This is a genomic window from Aurantiacibacter sp. KMU-128 (genome assembly GCF_056933515.1).
On the sequence record NZ_JBXORT010000001.1, the window covers coordinates 1871826 to 1886590 of the forward strand.

The 14765-nt window shown below is 61.3% G+C and carries 11 protein-coding genes; 1 reads left to right on the forward strand and 10 read right to left on the reverse strand.

The features are described from left to right. Nucleotides 1–126 precede the first annotated feature (126 nt). The 7 genes from kduD to ACS0VV_RS09295 all read right to left on the reverse strand — a co-directional run bounded on the left by kduD (nucleotide 127) and on the right by ACS0VV_RS09295 (nucleotide 6247). Nucleotides 127–894, reverse strand: coding sequence for a 2-dehydro-3-deoxy-D-gluconate 5-dehydrogenase KduD (kduD, locus tag ACS0VV_RS09265; protein ID WP_483532427.1), 768 nt, complete (start codon nucleotides 892–894; stop codon nucleotides 127–129). A gap of 19 nt (nucleotides 895–913) precedes the next feature. Then, the gene (locus ACS0VV_RS09270; protein ID WP_483532428.1) at nucleotides 914–1546 is read right to left on the reverse strand and encodes an RpiB/LacA/LacB family sugar-phosphate isomerase; all 633 of its coding nucleotides are present in this window, start codon (nucleotides 1544–1546) and stop codon (nucleotides 914–916) included. Nucleotides 1547–1667: 121 nt separating this feature from the next. Then, nucleotides 1668–2684, reverse strand: coding sequence for a LacI family DNA-binding transcriptional regulator (locus tag ACS0VV_RS09275; protein ID WP_483532429.1), 1017 nt, complete (start codon nucleotides 2682–2684; stop codon nucleotides 1668–1670). A gap of 44 nt (nucleotides 2685–2728) precedes the next feature. Then, on the reverse strand, nucleotides 2729–4006 hold the full coding sequence (locus ACS0VV_RS09280; protein WP_483532430.1) for a TRAP transporter large permease: 1278 nt from the start codon (nucleotides 4004–4006) through the stop codon (nucleotides 2729–2731). After that, the gene (locus tag ACS0VV_RS09285) at nucleotides 4006–4482 is read right to left on the reverse strand and encodes a TRAP transporter small permease (RefSeq protein WP_483532431.1); all 477 of its coding nucleotides are present in this window, start codon (nucleotides 4480–4482) and stop codon (nucleotides 4006–4008) included. The genes ACS0VV_RS09280 and ACS0VV_RS09285 overlap by 1 nt, the downstream gene beginning before the upstream one ends. Continuing rightward, on the reverse strand, nucleotides 4479–5402 hold the full coding sequence (locus ACS0VV_RS09290) for a TRAP transporter substrate-binding protein (RefSeq protein WP_483532432.1): 924 nt from the start codon (nucleotides 5400–5402) through the stop codon (nucleotides 4479–4481). Before ACS0VV_RS09290 ends, ACS0VV_RS09285 begins: the two co-directional genes overlap by 4 nt. A gap of 74 nt (nucleotides 5403–5476) precedes the next feature. Then, nucleotides 5477–6247: a 2-keto-4-pentenoate hydratase gene (locus ACS0VV_RS09295; RefSeq protein WP_483532433.1), complete on the reverse strand. Its 771-nt coding sequence runs from the start codon at nucleotides 6245–6247 to the stop codon at nucleotides 5477–5479. A 203-nt stretch (nucleotides 6248–6450) separates the two neighbouring features. Between ACS0VV_RS09295 and ACS0VV_RS09300 the strand changes: the two genes are divergently transcribed. Continuing rightward, nucleotides 6451–8133: a hypothetical protein gene (locus ACS0VV_RS09300; protein WP_483532434.1), complete on the forward strand. Its 1683-nt coding sequence runs from the start codon at nucleotides 6451–6453 to the stop codon at nucleotides 8131–8133. 15 nt (nucleotides 8134–8148) lie between these two features. On the opposite strand, the gene ACS0VV_RS09305 is transcribed toward ACS0VV_RS09300, so the two are convergent. The 3 genes from ACS0VV_RS09305 to ACS0VV_RS09315 all read right to left on the reverse strand — a co-directional run bounded on the left by ACS0VV_RS09305 (nucleotide 8149) and on the right by ACS0VV_RS09315 (nucleotide 14745). Next, nucleotides 8149–11979, reverse strand: a complete 3831-nt coding sequence (locus tag ACS0VV_RS09305) for a GMC family oxidoreductase N-terminal domain-containing protein (RefSeq protein ID WP_483532435.1) — start codon at nucleotides 11977–11979, stop codon at nucleotides 8149–8151. Beyond that, nucleotides 11976–13409 (reverse strand): metallophosphoesterase, encoded by a 1434-nt coding sequence (locus ACS0VV_RS09310; RefSeq protein ID WP_483532436.1) that lies wholly within the window; start codon nucleotides 13407–13409, stop codon nucleotides 11976–11978. Before ACS0VV_RS09310 ends, ACS0VV_RS09305 begins: the two co-directional genes overlap by 4 nt. Nucleotides 13410–13614: 205 nt before the next feature. Next, nucleotides 13615–14745, reverse strand: a complete 1131-nt coding sequence (locus tag ACS0VV_RS09315; RefSeq protein ID WP_483532437.1) for a cobalamin-independent methionine synthase II family protein — start codon at nucleotides 14743–14745, stop codon at nucleotides 13615–13617. Between the last annotated feature and the right edge of the window lie 20 nt (nucleotides 14746–14765).

Consider the following 14765-nt stretch of genomic DNA (forward strand, 5'->3'; position numbering starts at 1 on the left):
GTAGAATTTATATCATACCAATTTTATCTGCTAGCTCGACTGTCCCTTGCCCCCACCAATCGCCACTTTCATCCTTCACGCCCGGGTCGGCGTGATACCGGTGTCATTTTTCGCCACGACAAGCCGTCATCGCGCCAACCATCCTCCGTCCACTGCGAGAATATGGCCCTGTACGTAATCTGCAGCGCTGCTCGACAGAAACACCGCAGCGCCGCCGATATCCGCCGGATCGCCCCACCGTCCTTCGGGAATACGCTCAACTATCTGGCGGTTGCGCGTCGCATCGGCTTGCAGCGCGGCGGTGTTGTTGGTGGCAATGTAGCCCGGCGCAATGGCATTCACATTGATGCCCTTCGCCGCCCACTCATTCGCCATCAGTTTCGTCAGCCCGCCAACGCCGCTCTTGCTGGCGGTGTAACTCGGTACGCGGATACCTCCCTGAAAGGTCAGCATACTCGCGATATTGATGATCTTCCCGCGCGAACCATCCTGCGAAGACCAGCCGGTCATATGGCGCGCAACCGCTTGGCTGAGGAAAAACAGAACCTTCAGGTTCACGTCCATCACCGCGTCCCAGTCAGCCTCGGTAAACTCCAGCGCATCCTCGCGCCGGATAATTCCGGCATTGTTGACGAGTATGTCGATGCGGCCGAGCGTCCCGACGCATTCTGCCACCACGCGCGCGCAGGGCTCAATGGAGGACAGGTCAGCATTGATGACCTGCGCCCGCACGCCTTCGGCCTCCACCAGATCGCGCGTTTCGGCAGGATCGCGCCGCGCCACCAGCGCAACATCGGCCCCGGCCTTGGCGAGCGCGACAGCAATGCCCTGCCCGATGCCGGTATTCGCGCCGGTCACCAGTGCCACCTTGCCGGTCAGATCGAATGCGCTCACCCAGACCTTCTCCTGAACTTCAGAGACCGCGAAGATAGGCGCTGATCGCCTCGTCTTGGGAATTGGCGTAAAACAGCTCGGCAAACCGTTCACCAGCAATCGCGCTGCGAAGCAGATCCTGATCGACCGTTTGCAATACAGTCAGCATATCGTGACAGGCCTTCGACTTGAGCTCCGCCAATACGCCCCGGTTCTTCGCCATGATGGCAGCACGTTCTTTGGGGTAGCCGACCCCGCTCTCGCCCTCGAACAGCTTACGGTAGCAATCCTGCAGGTTGAGCTCGGCCGCCCAGCCGAAGCCCTTGGCATAGGGCATGGCAACCGCATTGCCATCATTGATCTGGGCGAACAGGAAAGCATCGGTCGGATCAATCACCAGACCGCAGAACACGCCCGGCATGGCATTGCTCGCCAGCATCGAACCCGTCCCCGTGCCGCATCCGGTGACCACGAAATCGGCCGCCCCGCTATTCAGCAGGATGCCCGTCAGCAAGCCGACCATGGGATAGGTCAGCTGCGCATCATCCTCCGCCGCATACATTCCGTAATTGTGCACGTCGTGGCCGATCGGCTCCACCACGGCAGTCAGTGCATCGTGGATGATGCAGTTCTTGGCCGCCTGACTGTTTTCATTGATGAGTGCGATTTTCATTCGTTCCACGTCCCGTTGCAACCGGTATCCAGCGATGTGCGCGCCCAGCCGGTTGTTGTTTGACGACTTTGGTAACCGGTGTCATTTTTGAATGCAAGAGTTTCCTTCGGGCTTGTGCACATCAGTTTGGCGGGGTGACGGATTCGCGCTTTACCAGTGCGGAAGGAAGCAGCCACGGATGCTCTGCCGCTGCTTCGGGCGACCCGATGAGCTTCAAGGCGGCGACCCTTGCCATCTCCACGATCGGCCAGCGGACGGTTGTTAGCGATGGCCACACATGGCTCGACAAAGGCGTGTCGTCGAACCCGACGATCGATATATCTTCGGGGATCCGCAGCCCGCTTCGCCGACAGGTGATCATCGCGCCGATGGCCATCTCGTCATTACAGGCAAAAATGGCGGTGGGTCGATCGGCCAGCGCGACGAGATCGCGTGCCGCCTCAACACCCGACTCGAAAGTGTAGGCGCCCGGGCGACAGAGTTCGGGATCGCGCGGAATGCCTGCTGCGGCCAGCGCCTCCTCAAATCCGCCCCGTCGTTCCTGCGGTGATGTGAACCCGACCGGCCCGTCAATCAGGCCAATCCGCCGATGTCCGCTCGCGATAAGATATTCGGTCGCCTGACGCACCGCCTCGCGGTCGTTCGAGCTGACGATATGCGCCGCGTCATCGTTCTTGATCGAGCTCATCCGGACATAGCGCGTGCCCGTTTCCCGGCACAGCGCCACCAGATTCTCATCACTGGACAGCGGCGGCAAGAGCACCACGCCATGCGGTCGCTGACGCTCCAGAAAGGCGCGGACATCCTCTTCGAAACTGGTGGAATTGCGGTCAAACGGTTGCACCATCAGGGCGAACTCGCTTCCCGCAATCGCCTCCATCACCCCTTGCTGCACATTGACCAGAAACTGCGCGTTCGGGTTGTCATGAATTGCGGCAATGATGAAATTGCGGCGCAGGGCAAGCGCGCGCGCTTGGAGATTGGGCACAAAGCCCATTTCCTTGATCACCGCCTCGACTTTTTCGCGGGTCTTTTCAGAAAGCAGAGGTGACTTGTTAATGACCCGGCTGACCGTCTTCTTGGAGACTTTCGCAGCTGCTGCCACGTCGTTGATCGTCGGTTTGCCCTCGCCCTTCATCGGGCTCTCTTAAGTCCAAGTTCCGGCAAGGCCAAGAGGCGGCGTCAAAATGCGCCCGGCAACCATAGCGAGAGCTGCGGAACATAGGTTACAAGGATCAGCGCGGCGATCAGCGTCAGGTAGAACGGCCAGATCGAACGCACCATCTGGCTGATCGGCATTTTGCTGACCGCCGATCCGACGAACAGCACCGCGCCCACCGGTGGCGTCACCAGCCCGATCCCCAGATTGAGCATCACGATAATGCCGAAATGCACCGGATCGACCCCGCTCGCCATCGCGACGGGCAGGAAAATCGGCGTGGTGATGACGATCAGCGGCGCCATATCCATGAAGGTGCCAAGCAGCAGCAGCATGATATTGATGACGAGCAGTGTCATCAGCGGGTTATCGCTTATCATTGTAATCAGGCCGCCCAAAACTGCGGGCACTTCAAGCAAGGCAAGCGCGAAGCCGAAGGCGGTGGCGGCGGCAACAATGAACAGCACCATGGCAGCTGTCCGCACCGATTGCTGCGCCGCTTCCCACGTGCCGCGCCAGCCGAGATTGCGATAGACCAGGGTGCCGACAAGGATCGTGTAAACCACCGCTATGGCGGAGCTCTCGGTCGGCGTGAATATCCCCGAAAGGATGCCACCCATGATGATAACTGCGGTCATGAGCCCGGGGATGGCGTAAAAGGCGGCGCGCAGGAAAGCTCTCCAACCCGGAAAGTGCCCCTTCGGAAGGTTGCGGCGGCGCGCCACCAGCCAGGCCATCGCCATCAACATGAAGCCGGTCAGTAGACCGGGGATCACGCCAGCCAGAAACAGGTCGCCGATAGATACGCCTATGCCCGAGGCAGCGGCGTAAATAATCATGTTGTGCGATGGCGGGATGAGCAGACCGACAATGGCCGCTGTAACCGTCACATTGGTCGAATAATCGCGGTCGTACCCCTTCTCGTCCATCAGCGGGATCATGCTCGAACCGATGGCTGAAGCGCTGGCAATGGCAGAGCCGGAAACCGCGCCAAACATCATGCTTGCGCCGACATTGACGAGGCCGAGGCCGCCCTGCACGCGGCCAAAGGCAGCATCGGCCACGCGGACCAGTCGTTCGGCAATGCCCGCACGATACATCAAATCGCCGGCAAAAATGAAGAACGGGATGGCCATCAACGTGAACACGCTGATCCCCGCTGCCATGCGCTGCACCGCGACGATCAACGGAATATCGGCCACCCAGAATGTCGCAAGCGCCGCACCGAACAATGCAAAGGCCACCGGCACACCCACGGCCAGCAGCAGGAACAGCACCCCAAACAGGACAAGGATTTCCATCAGCCCTGCTCCTTCTCGGTCATGCGGACATAGATGCGACCGAGCGAAAACAGCGACATCAACAAACCGGCAAAGGGAATAACGATGTAGGCCCAGCCCCGGCTAATCCCCAAAGACGGGATCACGTGCACGCGCACATCCCACGCCAGCATCGCCCCGTAAAAGAGAAAGATGCCGCCGAAGACGCAGATCAGCGTATGGATCCCGATCCGCAAGCGGCGGCGGCTCGCTTCGGTGAGCATCTGTTCGAGCAGTTCGATGCGGATGTGGAAGCGCTCCCACACCCCTGCTGCCGCAGCGAGGAACACATACCAAATCATCAGGACGAGCGAGAGTTGCTCAGACCATGAGGGACTGCTGCCAAGCACGTATCGGCCAAACACTTGCCACGCGATGATAGCAGTCATCATCAGCAAGCCAAACGCGCCGAGCTTCACCAGCACATCGGCTGCCCTATCGGCGATGGTGCGTTTCACAGGCTGCCTCCCCGCATAGCCAGAATTGCGTCGACCAGTTCGCGCTGCAACGGGGTTGTGAGCGACGCCTGCCACACACCGGTCATCGCCGCGACAAAGGGCGCAGGATCGACTTCATTCACCTCCACGCCAGAGGCCATGATGATCGCGCGGCTGCGCGCCTCCTGCACTTCCCACAACTCGCGCATATAGGGCACGGAATCGCGCGCCGCCTGTTTCACGATGGCCTGATCCTCGGCAGACATCGCGTCATACGTCACCTTGCTCATCACGAACATTTCGGGGGCGAGCAGATGCTGCGTCAGGCTGTAATAGGGAGCGACTTCGAAGTGGCGCCCGTTCTCGAAGCTCGGCCAGTTGTTTTCCGCGCCATCGATTACACCCTGCGCCAGACTGGTATACACCTCGTCCAGCGGCATCGGCACCGCATCGGCACCCAGCGAGCGGACCATCTCGATATACAGATCGGAGCCGGGAACCCGCAGCTTCAGCCCGCGCATATCTTCAGGTGTGTGGATCGGGCGGCGCGTGTTGTAAAAGCTCCGCGCGCCGGAATCGTAGAAGCACAGGCCTACAAGGCCGTGCGGCTCGATGGAATCGAGCACAGCCTGACCGATCGGGCCATCGGCAAATTCGTGCATATGCGCCACGTCCTCGAACAGGAATGGCAGCGCGGGAACGATGGTGGTCGGCTCGATCGAATTCAGCGGCGCAAGATTGACCCGGTTGAAATCGATGCCGCCAAAGGTCGTTATCTCCAGCGTGTCGCGCTCATTGCCCAATTGTCCGCCGGGATACAGCCGCAGGTCCAAGCGGCCCGCGGTGCGCTGGCGAAGCAAGTCGCCGAAATATCGCACCGCCTCGACCGGGGGGAAACCTTCGGGGTGGGTATCGACCGACGTCAGCAGGCCAGGCGCCATGCGACGCCCGCAGCCGGCCAGAACCAGGCTCGCCGCGCCGCTGACGAGGACCCCTCTGCGCGACATCCTCAAAGTCATCGTCTCTCCGCATTGGCGAGAATAATCTCGAACTCACCGAACTCGCCGAAGCTCAATTCGGCGTGCGCCCCTGCAACCGCTTCATGGATGCCGGTGATCGCACCACTGGATACATACAATCCGGCACCAAGTGTCAATCCTCTTTGTATTACCAAATTGCGGAGAAACTGCAGCGCCTCGAGCGCATTTACGCGAAAATCATCGAGATGGCGTTCGGCAACCATCACCCCGTTGATCGTTGCGCGGACCGCTGCTCCGCCCTCGCGGCTGCGCCAGTCGACAATCTCCGGGCCGACCACAAGTCCGTTATTGTTGCCGAAATCGCTGATGACCGCGGTTGGGCCATAGGCGTTGATATCGGGAATGGGGCTGCTGGCGATCTCCGCACCGATGAACAATCGGTCTTCCCCTGCCGTCTCTCCGAGACAGAACACGAATTCGGGCTCAATCGCGGCGAAGCCGCCTTCGAAGATTGCCATTTCCACGCAACCACCATGCCCGACTTCCAACACGCTGCGGGCGAAGATCGGGCCGGCCAGAAACTTGTCGTCATAGCGATCGGCATATGCAGCGGGCACGCCGCCGACCTTCCAGCCCGCCACCCGATCATTCCAGGATTCAAGCGAGCGATCTTGAATCCGGTAGGCATCTTCGAGACTGCCGGGCAGCCCTGCAGGAGGGCCGGGCAAAGCGCGGCCGGTTGCCCGCGCCTTCAGCAAAGTCGCCGAAATCTCGTCAAATCCGGCTGTAAGCGTGTCGTGTCCCATAGATCATGACGCCTCCCAGCGTGGCCGATCCGAAAGGATAGCATTAGGCGTTGCTCGCATTCCTCAAACTCTCCCTTGGGACGACTTCTCTGCGGGTCGTTCCGCGCTGTCAAATTTGCTTCTGACACCGGTTACCGTAGTTATTGACACCGGTGGCAAGGATCGTCAATACCTGACACAAATAGAAGACGGAGAGTGATGTTGTGCGTATCAAAGCATTGAAACTGCTTGGTTCATCTGTCTGCCTCGCCACGCTTGCCGTGACCCTCCCCGCAGCGGCGCAGGATTCTTCGGGCGATCTGCCCGCCATTCTTGCCGATGCCGATGCGCCCTATCTGCCCGACTTTTCCTATGCGGGGTACGATTACGGCAACTCGCCCCTACCGCAAATCGATACGGTAATCGACGTTGCCGACTTCGGCGCCATTCCCGACGACGGGATCGACGACAGTCGCGCCTTGCGTGCGGCCATCGCCGCTGCCGGAGAAAGCGAAGTTCCGGTGCGGGTGCAACTCGCGGCCGGGCGCTACCAGCTCACGGAAATCCTCTGGATCGAGACGAGCAATATCGTGCTCGCCGGAATGGGCAGCGGCGATGGCGGCACCGAAATCTTCATGCCCCGCCCGCTCAACCAGATGGATGATGGCGGCGCGGCAGACGAATTGCGCGAGTATCTGCTCGCCTACGACAAGCGCGAGCGCATCCCCGACCAGAATCTCGACGTGCTGTTTTCCGAATGGAGCTGGAACGGCGGCTTCCTGTGGGTGCGCACGCCGGGTGGTCGCCACGCCACCTATCTCGAAGAATTTGACGAGCCGATTGTCGAAATTGCCGATATCTCGGCGGGAGGCCGCGGCAGCATGGTGCTGACCGTGCCAGACGCCGCATCCCTCAGCGTGGGCGATGTCCTGCAAATCCACTGGCACAACCGCGCAGGCGAGGACGGCCCGCTGATAGCATCGATATATGGCGAGAACCGCGACGGTTTCCCCGTAGGAGACCGGCACTGGATGCTGCCGGACCGCCCGCTGGTTCGACAAGCCACACGGGTCGAGGCGATCAACGGCGATCAGGTGACTATCGCCGACCCGCTGCTGCACGATATCAATGCTGAACTGCCTGCCTATTTCGCCGAATGGACGCATCTGTCCGAAGTTGGCATCCAGGACATGGCGCTCGTCTTTCCGCCCAATCCCGATTTTGGTCACCATAACGAGGCAGGCTTCAACGGCATTTATTTCACCGGCGTGCACAACGGCTGGGTGAGCAATGTCCGCATTGAGAACGCCGATGCCGGATTGATGACTGACGATCTCGCCGCCGCCACACTTGCTAATGTTGTAACCGAAGGCGACCATACCGCGCATTACAGCGTGCATCTGGGCAATGTGCACAATGTGCTGGTGACCGGGAATGAGGTGTTCAACCCCACCGTCCACACATTCAGCTTCAACACGCAGGCGACCCGCTCGGTCTATCACCGCAGCACGGGATGGGAACAGCCGACCCTTGATCAGCACTCAGGGGCCAATCACCAGAACCTGTATGACGACGTCACCGTGCATATCCGGCCCACGCCTGCGACGGAGGACTCGCCTGCCATATATGACCTGTTCCGCGCTGGCGGAGCGGGTTACTGGCAGCCGGGCCACGGCCAGTTCAACACGATCTGGAACCTCAACGTGCTGGTGGCGAGCGGCGCTGCGCCGGGCGAGACTGTCGTCATCACCGAAGGCAGCGGCGGCCCCGATGCGCGGGTGGTCGGCCTACACGGCAACCGCCCGATAGAGCTGCGCTACACGCCCGAGCCCTATACCGAGATCGATGGCGAGCGGCAGACCGCCGTGCCCTCGCTCTATGATTGGCAACTGCGGCGCAGACAGTAACCGCGCGGCGAGGGATCAGGCGCTTTTACGCGCCTGATCCGCCTCGCCTTCGCCTTGCTGCTCCAGCCGCTCCAGCTCCTCAAGGATCAACGGCGTCACATCGCGGTGCGCATTGCGGCCGATGAACAGGTCCATATGGCCATAGCCGGGGATGATCCGTTGCCGGTAAAGCGCCTTGCCATTGTGCTCCGCCAGCCAGACTCGGGTGCGCTGGCCGCTTTCGGGGAAGAATATCTGGTTCGTCGCGCCCGACAGGAAGCTGATCGGCAAGGCCAGCCGCTTCGCCGCCGCATCGCTTGTATAGACCGCTTTCCCCTCGGCATTCACCGCGAGCCCTTTGCACATGATCGTCTGCAACTGTTTGAAGGGCGACAGCGAGACACGGCTGAACATCGATCCCAGCGCCAGATGCGTATCATGGCCAAGCTGGCGGTGATCCCAGCTGGGGCCGAACACGCCGAACACGCGGCGGCAGGTCGGGTTCTTGCACGCCTGCCCTTCGGGCACCGGTATCTGGTAGGCAACCGCATCGATCTCGTAATCGGCTTCGCTGCCCTGGCTGACGAAGTCGATATGTCCGTCGAGCAGCGAAATTGCGCCCAGCGCACCTGCGACGCCAAGATCGGCCTTCATGTAATTGAGCCAGTCGGTCACCGGATGCAGCGTCAGCTGTGAGCTGATGAGCGAGCGCACACCTGTCACCCAACCCGCGCCAATGCCCATCAGCAGGCTCATCGAACCCACGCAATGCGCGAGCGCCTGCACGCTGTCCGCGCCGGTCGCCTTGCGGATCGCTCCCACCGCAGCGGGCCAGTCATAGCGGGCAATATCGTCGATGGAGAATTCGGGAGGATGCTCCGTATCATTGCCCGAATCCGCGCTTGCCCGGTAATCGAACAGCCACACGTCATAGCCTTGCGCAACAAGGCTTTCGGTGAGGTTCTCCTCCACCGTAGGCGTTGCGAAGCTTGAAGCGCGCACGGAGAAGCCCGGCGCCAGCACCAGCGGCCCGCGCGCGCCGCCGCGATAGCGGGTAAGGCCGATATTCACACCGTCGCCCGTGGGCACAATATGCCGCTCGGCAGGCGGCAGATGCAGCCTGCGCAGTTGCATCGCCGCCGCATCCTTGCCCGCAAAATCATTGAGCGTCGCCAGCATCCCGCCATAGGCGCGGAACACTGTCATGGCGAAGAAACCGGCATATTTCGCAGTAAAATAGGTCTCGATGGCTTTGCGCGCCTTGGGGATCAGATTGACGATATGGCCCACCAGCGTATCCGCATCGCGCAGCGTGATGGTGGTTAACTGCCGCATGAATTCGTCAATGCCCAGCTTCAGCACGCCGCGCCCGATCAGCTCGCCCTCTCCGTCCTCGCCATGGCGCAGCGTGACGAACAAAGTGGTGAGATCGGTCCACGGATCGGACTTGGCATTGCCCTGCCCGCGCTGTTCGAGCGTCTTGAAGCCATGGAAATGGATCGGCCCGTCCGGCCCTTCCAGCACCATGTCATACAGCATTTTCCAGCTCTCGGCCTTGTCCGGATTGGCGACCAGCAGGCGGAACGTGCCTTCGCGCACCGGCAGCGGATCGGGCGAGATGCTGCTCACCAGCACTTCACCGGTAATGTGCGAGCGGTGCTGCGGCTCTTCGACCATGCGGTGGATATTGTCGGCACTGACGGTCAGCCTGAAGCCGCACGCACTGTCCTCCGCCTTCCCCCATGCCGCGCCATTGGCATAGTCGTCGCTTATCCGCTCGACATGGCCGCAAGGGTGGTGATGGGAGCCCGTGGCACTGATATGGCCCGCCATCGTCTCGGTGAAAGCGAGTCCGGGGCTCATCGCCTCGGGATGCTCTTTCACCAGCGCGCGGATGGCGGCTTTGCCTTTATCGAGAGCGCCGCTTTCGAAATGCTTGGCAGCTAGCGTAACCGCATCGGCAATCGGCCCGATGGCGTGCCCGCCAACCCATTTGGCAATGGCGAGCTTGAGATGTTCGGGATGCGGTGCCTCGACCGGCGCTTCGGGCTCTTCTGCTTGGGCCGCCGCAGGCGCAGGCAGTGCGCTTTCCTCGCCCATGGTGAAGTCGATCTGCCATCCCTCGCGCTTGGCGAGCAATTCCACTGCGCGTTCGGCCACGGCGGTGATTGTCAGCAGCGGATTGACGCCGACCGCACCTGGCAGCACGGCTCCGTCGCAGACATAAAGACCCGCGTGAACTTCAGTGCCGCTGGTGCCCGCGTAAACACGGCACGCATCATCGACCACGCCTTTGCTCGCATCGTCACCCATGCCGCAGCCACCAATCGGGTGCACGGTGATCAGCTTCTTGCCCAATTGCTTCGACCACAGCGGATCGGAGAAATATTGCGCCTGAATGGCCTCTGCCGCCTCGCGCATCAGATCATCATCGCGGCGGAACGTGTCCTGCTCGCCTGCCTGCTTCCAGTTGATCGTGATCCGGTCATCCTGCAGCGCCAGCGAGCCGCCGGAATCATCGACGCTCATCACCAGATAGATCTGCGTGCGCGCCATCGGGCCCTTATATGCCCAACCGGCAATGCTGGCGGGATCGGTCTGCACCGCCTCGCCCATCGCTTTCGCATCGAGCAGGCGCGGTTTGACCTGATCGAAGCCGAAGCGGGTGAAGCCGTCAGCCAAAGCCTCGCCAAAGAAGAAGGCAGGCCCAAGCCCTGCGGCGAGGATTCCGGGCGCAACGCCCTCCTCGATCACCAGGCCTTTGGTGGGGTTATCGGCATCGCGCATATCGATGACGCCGGTAATGCAGGGACCGGGATAGGCTTCCGCCGCGACATCATTGGTGCCCACGCCCATCGCATAGATCGGCCCGGCGGTGACATCATCGCCGTTCTTCTCAGCCTTGAAATAGCTGTCATAGGCAAAGCCCAGCGCGTCGCCATTGCCCGAAAACGCTTCACCCAGCCGGTCGGAGAGCGCGAGGCCCTTTTCCCGCGAGCGTAGCAGAATTTCGGTCGAGCCGATTGCCCCTGCCCCTAGCACGACATGATCGGCGGTGATGGTTAGCGGAGTACTAGCCGCACCTTCTGCATTATGCTCGACATGGACGCGCCAGAGGTCGCCGTCTCGCTCGATCCACAGCACTTTCGCCTGCGTAAAAATCTCCGCGCCATGATTGGCGGCGTCAGGCAGGTAATTCATCAGCGTCGTGTTCTTCGCGCCGACATTGCAGCCCGAAACACAGTCACCGCAATTGGTGCAGGCGGGTTGCGGCACCCCGAAGCGGTTGGTTTTGTCTTCGAAAGTGACGTTGATCGGCGTCTTGTAGAACCGTTCTCCCATCGCCTTAGCCGAATGTTCGAGTGCTTCCAGCTTACCCAATTTGGGATGGCTATCGGGATAGGCATTGGGCGCGAGCATTTCGCGGGCGCGCTCGTAATACGTATCAATCGCATGCGGATCATCACGGAAGGCGGCAGGCCAATGCTCAAGGCCGAGCAGGCGCTTGTCCATTTCCAGCGAGACATTGGCGTTGATTAGCGAGGTGCCGCCCAGCCCGCAGCCGACCAGCGCGTACTGGTCGTCATTCACATGGACTTCGAACAGCGCATCCGGCGCGCCGATCCGGCCTCCCTTGGCATTGAACTGCATCGCGCCCCGCGCATCGGCGAGCTTGTTCGGATACTGGCCGGGCAGCATTTCCTTGCCGCGTTCCAGAATGCAGACATCCTGGCCGGCGCGCGCCAGCCGCGATGCGGCAACGCCTGCGCCATAGCCCGAACCGACCACCAGCACGGTGTAGTGCGATTTCGCCTTATGAAGGCTGCGCGCGAGGGGCTTTTGCCCGTAAGGATTGATCGGGCTCATTCTGCAGCCTCCCGGACGGCGTCATTGGAGCGGTCGAGCATCTGGCGGACGCGCTTGTCCGCCTCCTCGACAATGCGTTTGTGGACGATGCGCGAGAAATCGGCCCAGTGGCTCGTTGCGCGGTCCACCGCCTCGCCTGCCTCTTCGGCAAGGCGCGTCACACGCCCGCTGCCTTCAACGCGAACCGGTGCCATCGTGCCATCGGTCGGATCGTTGAACAGTCGCAGCGAAGCGACTTCGAGCGTGTCGGACACCAGCATCGCCGCGCAGCCCTGCACCGGCATCAGCGTCGGCTCGTCCAGCACCCAGCCGCCGGTGTTGAAGATGGCCGCAGGCAGATCGAAACCGTTGACCATCAGCTCGTCCTGGAACGGTTTGTGCGTATGGCCGAAGACGAAGGACAGCTCGCGCGGAACATCACCCAACTCGCTTTGCATTTCGCGTTTGAGCGGGGTGCCGAGATACCAGCCGATATCCTCGATTTCCGCTTCGCCCAGCACATGGCCATAGCCATCGCGCTGCCGCTCCGCCGTGCGGCCCGCCGTCAGGTCGACACCGGCGCGGATAAGATTGTCGAGCGTGATGCCGTATTTGATCTCCATCTTGGGATTGATGCCCATTTTGGCGTGCAGCCCGCCGGTCAGACGCCGCGCAAGGCTCTCAGCAAAGTCATGGCTCGCGCCGGCGCTCAGCATGGTTTCGTAAAGCGAACCTGCCTCGCCGCCGATGTCGCCCGCACTGCCAAGGTCAGACCACAGAAAGTCGATCCACGGCCCGTTCTCTTGCTCCAGTTGCCGCACGGTTGCGGGCAAGCGGCCGCCATCGCCAAGGAAGGCGCGGAAATTGGAGAGCGCGCGGTACATCCCGTCTAGGTAATGCCCGTGATGCATCACCACTGCGCGGCCCGTGTCACGGTCGGCAATGCCCCAATTGGGATAGGCAATGCGCACCGTAGCATCGCTCAAATGCGGGCGGTGGGCGATCAGCGATTCCATCAGGCGGCAGCTATGCGATGGCGTGCCGAAAATGCGCGTCACCGCTTCCAGATCGCCCGGCACCTCGCCCGCTTCCAGCGCGGCGATAAAGCCGTGATCCTGCGCCATGCGCCACAAATGATGATCGTGATTGCCCGCGACATAGATGATCTCGCGCGCGAACAGGTCCGGCCCGCCTTCGGGGAACACCGCGTCGAGCAATTGCAGGAAACTTTTCGACACATCGCCAAAAGGCGAGAGGCCGAGATCGAGCGCGTCGCCCAGCAGCACCAGTTGCGGCCTCACATCGCCCAGCGTAGCGCGCATCGCATTGGCGAAGCTGGCGAGCACATCGGACGGCCCCTCGGCAATTGCGCCGCTGCTATCGACATGGGTCAGGATACTGTCGCGCGCCCCCAGATGGAGGTCGGACAAGACAACGTAACGAACACTCATCGGCGGTTCTCCAAACAGCAATGGAGGGCCGCGCACAGAGGCAGTTTCGTGTTTTGATCGAACTGCATTCCGCCCCCCGGATGCGCGCTTGGCAAAGAGCCTTGCAACACAAGCAAAGGGCTATCGGAGAATGGTTAACCGCTCGTTATGACGAAGGGATACGTGACGCTGGCCGATGACCGGCGCCGAGCAGTCCGTTCCGCTGCTATTTCCAGTATCTGCGGCTGGCGATTTCCGCGCCTTGCGCCAGCGCGGAGAGCTTCGCCCAGACGATTTCCGGATCAAGGCTATTGCTGCCCGCGTGCACCGAGAAACCGCAATCGACGCCCGCCAATACCCTCTCGCGGCCCAGCAGGTCGGCATAGCGGCCAATGCGCTGCGCAATCAGGTCAGGATGCTCGATATAAGGGCTTTGCGGCTCCACCATGCCGGGGCAGAGGATCTTGTTGTCGGGCAGCGGGTTGCTTTCGAAAAAGGCGAATTCATGCGCGTGGCGCGGGTTTGCGCCTTCGAGCAGAACCGTTTGCGGCTTGGCGCTCCAGACGATGTCCGCAATTTCTCCCAGCGCCACGTCGCAATGATGCGGCCCGGGATAATTGCCCCAGCACAGGTGCATCCGGCATTGCTCTGCCGGAATGTTCTGCAACGCATGGTTGAGCGCGGCGATGTTCATGCCGATACGCTTGCGAAAATCCTCCAGCGAAAGCCCGGTGAATTGCACATGGCGGCCCATCGCGAGATCGGGGCAATCAACCTGCAGGGTGATCCCCGACGCAGCAATCGTTTCGTATTCGTGCCGCAGCCCCTCGGCGAGCGCGAAGACATAGGCCTCGTCGCTCTCGTAATACTGGTTGGGGAAGAACAGCGCGGTCACGCCGGGGGATGCGGCGGACATGAAGGTGGCGTGGCCATCGGCAAGCCGGGACAGGCGTTCGGCATCCTGTCGCGGCGCGTCCATGTCAATGACTTCAATCGGCGCAGTGCAGGCGGGCGCGGAGCGTTTGGCTCGGCCTTTATTGCCGAACACCTGTGCCTTCGCGCCGGGAAAGTCTTCAAGATCCTGGAACTCGTACTGCCCCGCCTCGCCGCCAAAGCCGGACAGGCGATGCTTGATATAGGTGGCGTAGCTTGGCTTCGACATTTCGCCATCATTGACAATATCGACGCCCGCCGCCTTCTGCCGATGGACGATATCGGCCGTGGCGCGCTCTACGGCTTCGTCGAAATCGCTTTCGGCAATATCGGCGCCCTCTTCCTTCCCAAAGACGAGATCGAGGAGATATTCGGGACGCGGCAGGCTGCCGACATGGGTGGTGAGAAAACGTCCTGCGCTCATGAAAATCGCCCCTGTTATCG